This is a genomic window from Streptomyces sp. NPDC020597 (genome assembly GCF_044335095.1).
Taxonomy (GTDB): Bacteria; Actinomycetota; Actinomycetes; order Streptomycetales; family Streptomycetaceae; genus Streptomyces.
Genome location: NZ_JBIRUL010000004.1, coordinates 166635 through 178556, shown reverse-complemented (window position 1 = coordinate 178556; position 11922 = coordinate 166635). Strand labels below are relative to the sequence as shown.

The 11922-nt window shown below is 73.4% G+C and carries 10 protein-coding genes; 8 read left to right on the top strand and 2 right to left on the bottom strand.

Going from position 1 to position 11922, the window contains the following annotated elements:
* Positions 1-155: 155 nt before the first annotated feature.
* The 3 genes from ACH4ZA_RS09370 to ACH4ZA_RS09360 all read left to right on the top strand — a co-directional run bounded on the left by ACH4ZA_RS09370 (position 156) and on the right by ACH4ZA_RS09360 (position 3448).
* Positions 156-1214 carry a DUF5819 family protein gene (locus ACH4ZA_RS09370; protein WP_398428695.1) on the top strand — a complete coding sequence of 353 codons (1059 nt, stop codon included), beginning with the start codon at positions 156-158 and terminating at the stop codon, positions 1212-1214.
* The gene (locus tag ACH4ZA_RS09365; protein ID WP_398428693.1) at positions 1211-2479 is read left to right on the top strand and encodes an HTTM domain-containing protein; all 1269 of its coding nucleotides are present in this window, start codon (positions 1211-1213) and stop codon (positions 2477-2479) included. Before ACH4ZA_RS09370 ends, ACH4ZA_RS09365 begins: the two co-directional genes overlap by 4 nt.
* Positions 2480-2656: 177 nt before the next feature.
* Positions 2657-3448, top strand: a complete 792-nt coding sequence (locus ACH4ZA_RS09360) for a TrmH family RNA methyltransferase (protein ID WP_398428691.1) — start codon at positions 2657-2659, stop codon at positions 3446-3448.
* Positions 3449-3488: 40 nt separating this feature from the next.
* On the opposite strand, the gene paaN is transcribed toward ACH4ZA_RS09360, so the two are convergent.
* Positions 3489-5183, bottom strand: a complete 1695-nt coding sequence (gene paaN / locus ACH4ZA_RS09355; protein ID WP_319281821.1) for a phenylacetic acid degradation protein PaaN — start codon at positions 5181-5183, stop codon at positions 3489-3491.
* Between the two features lie 159 nt (positions 5184-5342).
* On the opposite strand from paaN, the gene ACH4ZA_RS09350 reads away from it, so the two are divergent.
* Together ACH4ZA_RS09350 and ACH4ZA_RS09345 are read left to right on the top strand one after the other, a co-directional pair.
* The gene (locus ACH4ZA_RS09350; protein ID WP_319281819.1) at positions 5343-6857 is read left to right on the top strand and encodes a 3-hydroxyacyl-CoA dehydrogenase; all 1515 of its coding nucleotides are present in this window, start codon (positions 5343-5345) and stop codon (positions 6855-6857) included.
* Positions 6854-7444 (top strand): TetR/AcrR family transcriptional regulator, encoded by a 591-nt coding sequence (locus ACH4ZA_RS09345; RefSeq protein ID WP_319281817.1) that lies wholly within the window; start codon positions 6854-6856, stop codon positions 7442-7444. Before ACH4ZA_RS09350 ends, ACH4ZA_RS09345 begins: the two co-directional genes overlap by 4 nt.
* Before the next feature lie 3 nt (positions 7445-7447).
* Here ACH4ZA_RS09345 and ACH4ZA_RS09340 read toward each other — a convergent pair whose 3' ends face one another.
* Positions 7448-7915, bottom strand: coding sequence for an Lrp/AsnC family transcriptional regulator (locus ACH4ZA_RS09340; RefSeq protein ID WP_319281823.1), 468 nt, complete (start codon positions 7913-7915; stop codon positions 7448-7450).
* Between the two features lie 382 nt (positions 7916-8297).
* Here ACH4ZA_RS09340 and pdhA point away from each other — a divergent pair, with 382 nt between their 5' ends.
* From pdhA to ACH4ZA_RS09325, 3 genes are read left to right on the top strand one after another with little or no spacing between them, the layout of a single operon-like run.
* On the top strand, positions 8298-9434 hold the full coding sequence (gene pdhA / locus ACH4ZA_RS09335; RefSeq protein ID WP_319281815.1) for a pyruvate dehydrogenase (acetyl-transferring) E1 component subunit alpha: 1137 nt from the start codon (positions 8298-8300) through the stop codon (positions 9432-9434).
* Entirely contained in the window at positions 9431-10435 is a 1005-nt protein-coding gene (locus ACH4ZA_RS09330) for an alpha-ketoacid dehydrogenase subunit beta (RefSeq protein ID WP_319281812.1), read from the top strand. Before pdhA ends, ACH4ZA_RS09330 begins: the two co-directional genes overlap by 4 nt.
* Positions 10435-11901, top strand: coding sequence for a dihydrolipoamide acetyltransferase family protein (locus ACH4ZA_RS09325; RefSeq protein ID WP_398428688.1), 1467 nt, complete (start codon positions 10435-10437; stop codon positions 11899-11901). Before ACH4ZA_RS09330 ends, ACH4ZA_RS09325 begins: the two co-directional genes overlap by 1 nt.
* Positions 11902-11922: the final 21 nt, after the last annotated feature.

Genomic DNA, 11922 nt, shown 5'->3' with positions numbered 1-11922 from the left:
ATAACCTGCGGACGTTCTCCGCGGACGATCCGCTCCGCCCCCGTCCGGGGCACGGGTGAGGCGGGGAGGGCTGGGCCGGACGGGTGAGGCTGGGTACCGTTCGCCCTTGCGTGACGCAGCGGGCGAAGAGGACCGGTATCGGGGAACGGGGCGGAATGGACGCGTACGACGGAGGCTCAGGCACTCCACGGCGGGCGGACACGTCGGACGGGCCGGCCTCGTCGCAGGGGCCGGGCCTGTCTGAGGAGGCGGGCCTGTCTGAGGAGGCGGACCTGTCGGACGGGCCTGATTCCCCGGGCGGTCCGCGCACGTCGGACTCCTCGGGCGGGGACGCCTCGGACGTCTCGGGTGGGGACTCCTCGGGCGGGGCGAAGCCGTCGGACGGGCCCGAGGCGACGTCGTCGCCGGTCGCAGGCGTCCTGCCCGCGCCGCGCGCCGAACTCCGCGGCTCCACGCCCGTACCGAGCGCGGCCGCCGCCGACGAGCCCGCCCCCGGGCCCGGCCCGATCCCGGGCCCCGGCCCCGAACCCGAACCCGCTTGCGCGTCGGCGCCCCGCCACCTTCCGCCCCGTACCGGTGTGGCCGCGCTCTCGCCGCGGTACCAGGTCGGCGCCGCGCTGGCGCTGGCCGTCGTCGCGGTCGCGGTGTGCGTGCACGTCGGGATGGTGTTCCTGCATGTCGCGCCGTCGAACACGGTCACGAAGGCGCACGGCAAGGCGATCGACGACTGGATATATCCGGAGTTCGAACAGAACTGGAAGCTGTTCGCGCCGAACCCGCTGCAGCAGAACATCGCCGTCCAGGTCCGCGCCCAGATCCGCGGCGAGGACGGCGGGTCGCGGACCACCGGCTGGTTCGACCTGTCCGCGCAGGACGGCCGGGAGATCGACGGCAACCTGGTGCCGAGCCATACCCAGCAGAACGAGTTGCGCCGGGCCTGGGACTTCTTCACTGCCACGCACGACGGCTCCGCCCGGCCCGTCGGTCTGCGCGGCGCCCTCGCCGAGACGTATCTGCGCCGGATCGTGGTGATGCGGCTGGAGCGCGGAGGGGTCGACGAGGGCGGTGTCGTGGAGCGGGTCCAGATCCGCTCGCGGACCACCAACGTGCCCCCGCCGAAGTGGAGCACCGACAAGGTGTCGACGAGCCCGGTGTACCGCGTGCTGTCCTGGTGGTCCGTGCCGGACGGCGCGAGCGAGGGAGGCGCGAGGTGAACCGCTTCGCCCTTTCGGTGTCCGCCGCCATCGCCCGTCTCACCGAGTCGGCGCTCGGGCCCCACCAGAGCGCCGTGGTCCGGATCGGGTTCAGCGGCACCTGGCTGCTGTTCCTGCTGCGGGAGTTCCCGCACCGCCAGGAGCTGTACGGCCCCGACGGCCCGTGGGACTGGGAGCTGGCCCGGCAGCTCATCGACAGCAACGGGGCGTTCACCGTCCTGATGTGGTCGGACGGGCAGGTCTGGTTCGAGGCCGTGTACGCGCTCGCGCTGGTGGCCGGCGCACTGCTGCTGCTGGGCTGGCGCACGCGCGCAATGTCGGTGCTGTTCATGGTCGGCGTGCTCTCGCTGCAGAACCGCAGCGTCTTCATGGGCGACGGCGGCGACAACGTCCTGCACCTGATGTCGATCTATCTGATGTTCATGCGCTGCGGTCGGGTCTGGTCGCTCGACGCCCGGCGGGCGCGACGTGAGCAGGAGGCACGCGCGCGGGGCGAGCGGATCACCGACCGGGTCGGCCCCGTCCTGTGGGCCGCGTCCGGGACGGTGCTGGTCACGGTGACCGTGGCGGACCGTTTCCACAGCGAGTGGACCATTCCCGCGCTGCTGTGGGCGGCATGGGCCGCGCAGGGTCTGTGGTGGGCCGTCGGGCGCCTCGGGAAGTCCGCGCAACCGCGGATCCTGCTCGATGTGATCGGCAACGTCCTGCACAACGGCGCCCTCGCCGTGATCATGGTCGAGGCCTGCCTGATCTACGCGACGGCCGGCTGGTACAAGATCCAGGGCTCACGCTGGCAGGACGGCACTGCCGCGTACTACCCCCTGCACCTGGACTACTTCTCGCCCTGGCCGGCGCTCGCCGACCTGCTGGCCGCCAGCGGCACGATGGTCCTCCTCGCGACGTACGGGACCGTCATCGTGCAGGTGGCCTTCCCGTTCACCCTCTTCAACCGGCGGCTGAAGAACGTGCTGCTGGCGCTGATGATGACGGAGCACGCGGTGATCGCGGTCCTGCTCGGGCTGCCGTTCTTCTCGCTGGCGATGATCGCGACGGACTCCGTCTTCCTGCCGACGCCGTTCCTGCACCGGGTCGGCGGATGGGCGGCACGCGCGCGTGAGGCGCTGCTCCCGGACCGCGCACAGCCGGCGCCCGACGGCGCGGGGACGGAGGAGGCCGAGCCGCGGACCCCGGGGGATCCGGACGAGCCGGACCACCGCCCCGGCTCCGGACAGACGGCGGCTTCCACACCGGGCACGCGCGCGTAGGCCGCGCTCAGGACCCACGGCGGCGGCGTGCGCGCGCGGGCCCCCGCCGGGCACGCGGACGTGCGTCAGTCCGCGCCGGGCGCCGGACGCGTGGCACGTGGCACGTGGTGGGGCGGGGTTCGCGCCGGGCTCCTGCGGCGCATTCCCGCGCCGGTGGGCCCACGTAGGGTTCACCGCATGACCGACCCCGTGACCGCAGGCCTCGACCCGCTCGGCCGATGGCGCCGGCTCGCCGGCGACGCCGTTCTTCTGGACGGCTTCCACGCCCTCAAGCACGCGGTGCGCTTCGGGGCGGAGATCCCGGTGGCGGTCGCCGTGGACCGGGGGGCGGCGCTCGCCCTGGCCGGGGAACTCGCCCCCGACGTGCGCGAGGCGCTGGACGGGCTGCTGACGGAGGTCAAGGAGGCGACGTACGCGTCTCTGGTGCCGCGTCCGCATCCCACCGCGGTCGCCGCCCTGGCCGTCCGGCCGTCGCGGGAGGCCCAGCTGGACAGGCTCGGGCAGGCGTCGCGCGCCACCCCTGTCGTGGTGCTGGACAACCCGCGCAATCTGGGCAACGCGGGGGCGGTGATCCGGCTCGCGGCAGGATTCGGGGCGACCGGGGTGGTCACCACCGGCACGCTCGACCCGTGGCATCCGACCGTCGTGCGCGGCGGGGCGGGGCTGCACTTCGCGACGGCCGTGGAGCGGCTGACGGTCGACGAACTGCCGGCGGGCCCGGTGTTCGCCCTCGATCCGGAGGGCGACGACATCCGGGGCGTCGAGCTCCCGGACGACGCGCTCCTCGCGTTCGGCTCGGAGCGCAGCGGGCTCTCCCCCGAACTGCGCACGCGGGCCGACCGTCTTCTCGCCCTGCCCATGCGCCCACAGGTCTCCAGCTACAACCTCGCGACCAGTGTGGCCATGACGCTGTACCACTGGAGTGCCGCCGGGGGCGCACCGCACCACTGCGCGGCCTCCGCCCCGTGAGGCGATCCCCCCGGACGCCGGGGGGATCGCCGGCGGCGGCCTAGGCGTCCCGGCGGACCTCGACGACGCGGAAGCGGTTCGCGACGAAGGCGCCGTCGGTGAGGGCCGCGTTGGCCGCCGGGTTGCCGCCCGAGCCGTGGAAGTCGGAGAACGCGGCCGTCTGGTTGACGTAGACGCCGCCGGTGAGGTTCAGGGAGAGCTGGGCGGCCTCGTCCAGGCAGACCTCCTCGACGGACCTCTCGACGTCGGCGTCGGTGGTGTACGCGCCGACCGTCATCGCGCCCTTCTCCCGCACGGTGCGCCGCAGCAGGTCCACGGCGTCGGCCGCGGAGTCGACGGCGACGGCGAAGGAGACCGGGCCGAAGCACTCGCTCATGTACGCGGCCTCGTCGTCCGGCTTGGCGCCGTCCAGCTTGACGATCACCGGGGTGCGCACGGTGGCGTCGGGGAACTCCGGGTTGGCGACCTCGCGGGAGGCGAGGGCGACCTCGCCGAGGCCCGCCGCGGCCTCCAGACGGGCCTTGACGTCGGGGTTGACGATCGCGCCGAGCAGGGCGTTCGCGCGCGCGTCGTCGCCGAGGAGACCGTCGACCGAGCGGGCGAGGTCGGCGACGACCTCGTCGTAGGACTTCGGGCCCTCGTCGGTGCGGATGCCGTCGCGGGGGATCAGCAGGTTCTGCGGGGTGGTGCACATCTGGCCGCTGTACAGGGACAGCGAGAACGCCAGGTTGGCGAGCATGCCCCGGTAGTTCCCGGTCGACTCCACGAGCACCGTGTTGACGCCGGCCTTCTCGGTGTAGACCTGCGCCTGGCGGGCGTTGGCCTCCAGCCAGTCGCCGAAGGCGGTCGAACCGGTGTAGTCGACGATCCGGATCTCGGGGCGGGTGGCCAGCGTCTTGGCGATGCCCTCGCCGGGGCGCTCGGCCGCCAGCGCGACGAGGTTCGGGTCGAAGCCGGCCTCTGCGAGCACCTCGCGCGCGACACCCACGGTCAGCGCCAGCGGCAGCACCGCGCGCGGGTGGGGCTTGACGAGGACCGCGTTGCCGGTGGCGAGCGAGGCGAACAGGCCCGGGTAGCCGTTCCACGTCGGGAAGGTGTTGCAGCCGATGAGCAGGGCGACGCCGCGCGGGACGGACGTGAAGGTCTTGGTCATCGCGAGCGGGTCGCGCTTGCCCTGGGGCTTGCTCCACTCCGCCGTGTCCGGGGTGCGGACCTGTTCGGCGTAGGCGTAGGCCACTGCTTCCAGGCCGCGGTCCTGTGCGTGCGGGCCGCCCGCCTGGAACGCCATCATGAAGGCCTGTCCGGACGTGTGCATGACCGCGTGCGCGAACTCGTGGGTGCGGTCGCTGATCCGCTTCAGGATCTCCAGGCAGACCACCGCGCGGACCTCCGCGCCCGCGTCCCGCCAGGTGCGCTGTCCGGCGCGCATCGCGGGCAGCAGCAGGTCCACGTCCGCGTGCGGGTAGGAGACGCCGAGCTCGGGGCCGTACGGCGAGACCTCGCCGCCCACCCAGCCGTCCGTTCCGGGCTGGCCGAGGTCCAGGCGGGTGTTCAGGACGGCGTCGAAGGCGGCCTTTCCGGCTGCCGCGTCCAGGCTGCCGTTCTCGCCGTAGGCCTTGGGGTGTTCCGGGTGGGGGGACCAGTACGCGCGTGTGCGGATCGCTTCCAGGGCCTGGTCGAGGGTGGGCCGGTGCTGGGCGATCAGAGCGTGCGCGGTCGGTTCGGCGGCGGCCATGCGGGACCAACTCCTCGTCTTGAGAACTCTCCGTCGAGCTCATGACCTGGCGGAAACCTGGGCAGGAACAGCCAGTCACGGCTAGAGTAACCGAACGATCGGTCGGGACAAGGGGGCCTGCCGCATCTGTGGAAATCTCCGTGCGGGAGGATCGCGCACATGACAGGACTCGACCCCAGCAGCACCGTCGCCGTCGTCGGCGCCGGCACCATGGGCCAGGGCATCGCTCAGGTCGCCCTGGTCGCGGGACACCCCGTGCGGCTGTACGACGCCGTTGCCGGCCGTGCCCGCGAGGCGGCCGCCGCGATCGGCGCCCGTCTGGACCGGCTCGTCGAGAAGGACCGTCTCGCCGCCGCCGACCGGGACGAGGCACTCGCCCGGCTGCGGCCCGCGGAGAGCGTCGCCGACCTCGCGGACTGCTCCCTGGTCGTGGAGGCCGTCGTCGAGCGGCTCGACGTCAAACAGGAGCTGTTCCGGCAGCTGGAGGACGTCGTCGGCGAGGACTGCCTGCTCGCCACCAACACCTCCTCCCTGTCGGTGACCGCGGTCGCCGGCGCCCTGCGCAACCCGGGGCGCTTCGTCGGCCTGCACTTCTTCAACCCGGCGCCGCTGCTGCCGCTGGTCGAGGTCGTCTCCGGGTACGCCACCGACGTCACGTCGGCCACGCGCGCGTACGAGACCGCCCGCGCCTGGGGCAAGACGCCGGTCGCCTGCGCCGACACCCCCGGCTTCATCGTCAACCGCATCGCGCGGCCCTTCTACGCCGAGGCGTTCGCCGTCTACGAGGCGCAGGGCGCCGACCCGGCCACCATCGACGCGATCCTGCGCGAGTCCGGCGGCTTCCGGATGGGCGCCTTCGAGCTGACCGACCTGATCGGACAGGACGTCAACGAGTCGGTCACGCACTCCGTGTGGCAGTCCTTCTTCCAGGACGTGCGCTTCACGCCCTCGCTCGCCCAGCGGCGCCTGGTGGAGTCGGGCCGCCTCGGCCGCAAGACCGGCCAGGGCTGGTACGACTACCGGGAGGGCGCCGAACCGGCCGAGCCGCACACCGCCGAGCCGGCCCGGCCGCCCGCGTACGTCGTCGCCGAGGGCGACCTGGGCCCCGCGTCGGAAATCCTCGCGCTGATCCGCGAGGCGGGCATCCAGGTCCGCGAGGAGGACGAGGACCACGGCACCCGCCTGGTGCTGCCCGGCGGCGGCCAGCTCGCCCTCGCGGACGGCCAGACCTCCGTGGAGTTCCGCGACGTCGTCTACTTCGACCTCGCCCTGGACTACCGCAAGGCCACCCGTATCGCGCTGTCCGCCTCGCAGGACACCTCCACGCAGACGATGTCCGAGGCGGTCGGTCTGTTCCAGGCGCTCGGCAAGGACGTCAGCGTCATCGGAGACGTCCCCGGCATGATCGTCGCGCGTACGGTCGCCCGGATCGTCGATCTCGCGCACGACGCGGTCGCCAAGGGCGTCGCCACCGAGGAGGACATCGACACCGCGATGCGCCTCGGCGTGAACTACCCCCTCGGCCCCTTCGAGTGGAGCCGCCGGCTCGGCCGTACCTGGGCCTGCGCCCTCCTCGACGACCTGCACGAACGCGACCCCTCCTGCCGCTACGCGCCGTCGCTCGCGCTCTACCGCTACTCCTACGCGACCGAGAAGCGGGAGGGCGCCTCGTGACCACCGCCAAGCGCGACACGTACACGCCGGAGAGCCTGCTCTCCGTCGCCGTCCAGGTGTTCAACGAGCGCGGCTACGACGGCACCTCCATGGAGCACCTCTCCAGGGCGGCCGGCATCTCCAAGTCGTCGATCTACCACCACGTCGCCGGCAAGGAGGAACTGCTGCGGCGCGCCGTCAGCCGTGCGCTGGACGGCCTGTTCGGGATCCTCGAGGAGGAGCACGCGCGCGTGGGGCACGCCTCGGCGCGCCTCGAGTACGTCGTGCGGCGCATGGTCGAGGTCCTCATCGGCGAGCTGCCGTACGTGACGCTGCTGCTGCGGGTGCGTGGCAACACCGACACCGAGCGCTGGGCCCTGGAGCGGCGCCGGGACTTCGACCACCGGGTCGCCGAGCTGCTGAGGGCGGCCGCCGCCGAGGGGGAGGTGCGCGGCGACATGGAGGTGCGGCTCGCGACCCGCCTGGTCTTCGGGATGATCAACTCGATCGTCGAGTGGTATCGGCCCGGCGGCCGGGGGATGGTCGAGAGCGAGGTCGCGGACGCGGTGGTGCGGCTCGTCTTCGAGGGGCTGAGGACGGCTCGTTAGCGCTCAGCCCTGCGGCTCCAGGTCCTCCTCCTCGAACACCAGCAGGGTGCGCGTGCTGAGCACCTCGGGGATCGCCTGGAGACGGGTGAGGACCACCTCGCGCAGCGCCCGGTTGTCGGGTGTGTGCACGAGGAGCAGGACGTCGAAGTCGCCGCCCACGAGGGCGATGTGGGAGGCGCCGGGCAACCGTCTGAGCTGCTCGCGCACGGTCCGCCAGGAGTTCTGCACGATCGTCAGGGTGATGTAGGCGCTGGTGCCCTGTCCCGCCCGCTCATGGTCGACGCGGGCGCCGAAGCCCCGGATGACGCCGTCCTCGATGAGCCGGTTGATCCGCGCGTAGGCGTTGGCCCGGGAGACGTGGACCCGTTCGGCGACCGACCGTATGGAGGCGCGGCCGTCCGCCTGGAGCATCTGCAGGATGTCCTGGTCGATGGCGTCGAGCGGACGCGGCGGCGGCAGCGGCAGCGGCATCGGGGCGCCGGCCGGCGGTGCAGCAACGGCGCCGGAGGACGGCGGCGGGCCGCCCGGAGGCTGGACGCTGCCGGCTGCCGGACCGCCCGGAGGCTGGACGCCGCTCGGTGCGGAACCGCCCGCCGGCTGGGGGCCGCCCGACGCGGAATCGCCCGGCGGGAGCATGGCGCCGTTCCCCGGCCCTTCGGCCATTTGTTCAGGTGCCATGTCCCCCCGCCTCTCCCGTATGGACGTACTGCATCCATCTCAGGTTGTGGAGAACCGTTTGTCCACAGCCTGAGGGGCCCTGTAGCCAAAATGTGCCGACGACCGAACAATCGGTAGGTGAGGCGCATCACAACCGACGCGCCGCCCGTAGTCGTTCCTACGAGGAGGTGCCGTCATGACGGTCATGGAGCAGCGGGGCGCCTACCGGCCCACTCCGCCGCCGGCCTGGCAGCCCCGTACCGATCCCGCGCCGCTGCTGCCCGACGCGGAGCCGTACCGCGTCCTCGGCACCGAGGCCGCCGCGCAGGCCGACCCGGAGCTGCTGCGCCGGCTGTACGCGCAGCTCGTGCGCGGTCGCCGGTACAACGTCCAGGCCACCGCCCTCACCAAGCAGGGCAGACTCGCCGTCTACCCGTCCAGCACCGGTCAGGAGGCCTGCGAGGTCGCCGCCGCGCTCGTCCTGCAGGAGCGGGACTGGCTCTTCCCCAGCTACCGCGACACCCTCGCGGTCGTCGCGCGCGGCGTGGACCCCGTCGAGGCCCTCACCCTGCTGCGCGGCGACTGGCACACCGGCTACGACCCCTACGAGCACCGGGTCGCGCCTCTGTGCACCCCGCTCGCCACCCAGCTCCCGCACGCCGTGGGCCTCGCGCACGCCGCCCGCCTCAAGGGCGACGACGTGGTCGCGCTCGCCATGGTCGGCGACGGGGGCACCAGCGAGGGCGACTTCCACGAGGCGCTGAACTTCGCCGCCGTCTGGCAGGCGCCGGTCGTCTTCCTCGTGCAGAACAACGGCTTCGCGATCTCCGTGCCGCTCGCCAAGCAGACCGCCGCCCCGTCCCTGGCCCACAAGGCCGTCGGATACGGCATGCCCGGCCGGCTGGTCGACGGCAACGACGCGGCCGCCGTGCACGAGGTGCTGGCCGACGCCGTGCGCCGTGCGCGGGAAGGCGGCGGACCGACCCTCGTGGAGGCGGTGACCTACCGCATCGACGCGCACACCAACGCCGACGACGCCACCCGCTACCGCGCCGACGCCGAGGTCCAGACCTGGCGTGAGCACGACCCGATCGAGCTGCTCGAGCGCGAACTGACCGCACGCGGGCTGCTCGACGAGGGCACGCGGCGCACGGTGCGGGAGGCCGCCGAGGAGATGGCCGCAGACCTGCGCGCCCGGATGAACCAGGACGCGGACCTCGACCCCATGGACCTGTTCTCCCACGTGTACGCCGAACCCACCCCGCAACTGCGCGAGCAGCAGGATCTGCTGCGGGCGGAGCTCGAGGCCGAGCAGGAAGGCGCGCACCGATGACGACGGTCGCCCTCAAGCCCGCCACCATGGCGCAGGCCCTCACGCGCGCGCTCCGCGACGCGATGGCCGCCGACCCGACCGTGCACGTCCTGGGCGAGGACGTGGGCGCCCTCGGCGGAGTGTTCCGGGTCACCGACGGGCTCGCGAAGGAGTTCGGGGAGGACCGCTGCACGGACACCCCGCTCGCCGAGGCCGGCATCCTCGGCACCGCCGTCGGCATGGCCATGTACGGGCTGCGGCCGGTCGTGGAGATGCAGTTCGACGCGTTCGCCTATCCGGCGTTCGAGCAGCTCATCAGTCATGTCGCGCGCATGCGCAACCGCACCCGCGGCCGGATGCCCCTGCCGATCACCGTCCGGGTGCCCTACGGAGGCGGCATCGGCGGCGTCGAGCACCACAGCGACTCGTCCGAGGCGTACTACATGGCGACCCCGGGCCTGCACGTCGTCACGCCCGCCACGGTCGCCGACGCCTACGGTCTGCTGCGTGCCGCCATCGCCTCCGACGACCCGGTCGTCTTCCTCGAACCCAAGCGTCTGTACTGGTCCAAGGACTCCTGGAACCCGCAGGAACCGCAGCCGGTCGAGCCGATCGGCCGCGCGGTCGTGCGGCGCCCGGGCCGCAGCGCGACGCTGATCACGTACGGGCCGTCGGTTCCGGTCTGCCTCGAGGCCGCCGAGGCGGCGCAGGCCGAGGGCTGGGACCTCGAGGTCGTCGACCTGCGGTCCCTGGTGCCCTTCGACGACGAGACGGTCGCCGCGTCGGTGCGGCGCACCGGCCGGGCCGTCGTCGTCCACGAGTCGGGTTCATTCGGCGGCCCGGGCGGAGAGATCGCGGCCCGCGTCACCGAGCGCTGCTTCCACCACCTGGAGGCGCCGGTGCTGCGCGTCGCCGGGTTCGATCTCCCGTATCCGCCGCCGATGCTGGAGCGCCACCACCTGCCCGGCGTCGACCGCATCCTGGACGCCGTGGCGCGGCTGCAGTGGGAGGCCGGGAACTGATGGCACAGGTACTGGAGTTCAAGCTGCCCGACCTCGGAGAAGGGCTCACCGAGGCGGAGATCGTCCGCTGGCTGGTCCAGGTCGGCGACGTGGTCGCCGTCGACCAGCCGGTCGTGGAGGTCGAGACGGCCAAGGCGATGGTCGAGGTGCCCTGCCCCTACGGCGGCGTGGTCACGGCCCGATTCGGCGAGGAGGGCACGGAACTGCCCGTCGGTGCCCCGCTGATCACGGTCGCCGTCGGCGCTCCCGCGTCCGGCGACGCGCTCGGACCCGCCGACCCGCCCGGACGCGGTGCGCCGGCCGGGCAGGCCGAGGGCTCGGGCAACGTGCTGGTGGGGTACGGCACGTCCGAGGCCCCGGCACGCCGCAGGCGGGTGCGGCCGGCCCAGCCGACCGCCGCTCCGGCGACGCCGCACGCGTCCTCCCCCGCCGCGGCCCCGGCTCGGGCCCCGCTCGCTGGCGCGACGCCCCCGGCTGCGGTGCCGCAGGCCCTGTCCGGCGCCGCCACGGCTCCGGTGGGCGTGCCGGTCGAGGCCGGCTCCGTCCGCAGCCCGCACCCGGCGTCCGACGGCCCCGTCCCCGTGATCTCTCCGCTCGTCCGTCGCCTCGCGCGGGAGAACGGCCTGGATCTGCGGCAGCTCACCGGCTCCGGACCCGAGGGGCTGATCCTGCGGGCCGACGTGGAGAACGCCCTGCGCGCTCCCGCCGCACCGGCCGGCTCCGAGGCCGCGCGGCCTCTGCCGGACACCGTCGCGACGCCCGCTCCGGGCACCGCCGACGGCCGCCGTATCCCCCTCAAGGGCGTCCGGGGCGCCGTCGCCGACAAGCTCTCCCGCAGCCGGCGCGAGATCCCCGACGCCACCTGCTGGGTGGACGCCGACGCGACGGAACTGATGCGCGCCCGCGCCGCCATGAACGCGGCCGGCGGACCGAAGATCTCGCTCCTCGCGCTGCTCGCCCGGATCTGCACCGCGGCCCTGGCCCGGTTCCCCGAGCTCAACTCCAGCGTCGACACGGCGGCCCGCGAGATCGTCCAGTTCGACCACGTCCACCTCGGGTTCGCCGCGCAGACCGAGCGCGGACTCGTCGTCCCGGTCGTCCGCGACGCGCATGCCCGGGACGCCGAGGGCCTCACCGCGGAGTTCGCCCGGCTCACCGAGGCCGGCCGTGCCGGACGCCTCACCCCGGCCGACCTGACCGGCGGCACCTTCACGCTGAACAACTACGGCGTGTTCGGCGTCGACGGATCCACGCCGATCGTGAACCACCCCGAGGCGGCCATGCTCGGCGTCGGCCGCATCGTGCCCAAGCCATGGGTGCACGAGGGCGAGCTGGCCGTGCGACAGGTCGTCCAGCTCTCGCTCACCTTCGACCACCGGGTGTGCGACGGAGGCACGGCCGGTGGCTTCCTGCGCCACGTGGCGGACTGCGTGGAGCAGCCGGCGGTGCTGCTGCGCACGCTGTGAGCGCGGACGGGCTCGTGCCCT

What these genes read in the sequence shown, in the direction of transcription:
- ACH4ZA_RS09340 (WP_319281823.1), bottom strand. Translation starts at nt 7,915, where the DNA reads ATGCCGCTGCCGCTGCCGCCGCCGCGTCCGCTCGACGCCATCGACCAG.
- ACH4ZA_RS09370 (WP_398428695.1), top strand. Translation starts at nt 156, where the DNA reads ATGGACGCGTACGACGGAGGCTCAGGCACTCCACGGCGGGCGGACACG.
- paaN (WP_319281821.1), bottom strand. Translation starts at nt 5,183, where the DNA reads ATGGCCGCCGCCGAACCGACCGCGCACGCTCTGATCGCCCAGCACCGG.
- pdhA (WP_319281815.1), top strand. Translation starts at nt 8,298, where the DNA reads ATGACGGTCATGGAGCAGCGGGGCGCCTACCGGCCCACTCCGCCGCCG.
- ACH4ZA_RS09330 (WP_319281812.1), top strand. Translation starts at nt 9,431, where the DNA reads ATGACGACGGTCGCCCTCAAGCCCGCCACCATGGCGCAGGCCCTCACG.
- ACH4ZA_RS09325 (WP_398428688.1), top strand. Translation starts at nt 10,435, where the DNA reads ATGGCACAGGTACTGGAGTTCAAGCTGCCCGACCTCGGAGAAGGGCTC.
- ACH4ZA_RS09360 (WP_398428691.1), top strand. Translation starts at nt 2,657, where the DNA reads ATGACCGACCCCGTGACCGCAGGCCTCGACCCGCTCGGCCGATGGCGC.
- ACH4ZA_RS09350 (WP_319281819.1), top strand. Translation starts at nt 5,343, where the DNA reads ATGACAGGACTCGACCCCAGCAGCACCGTCGCCGTCGTCGGCGCCGGC.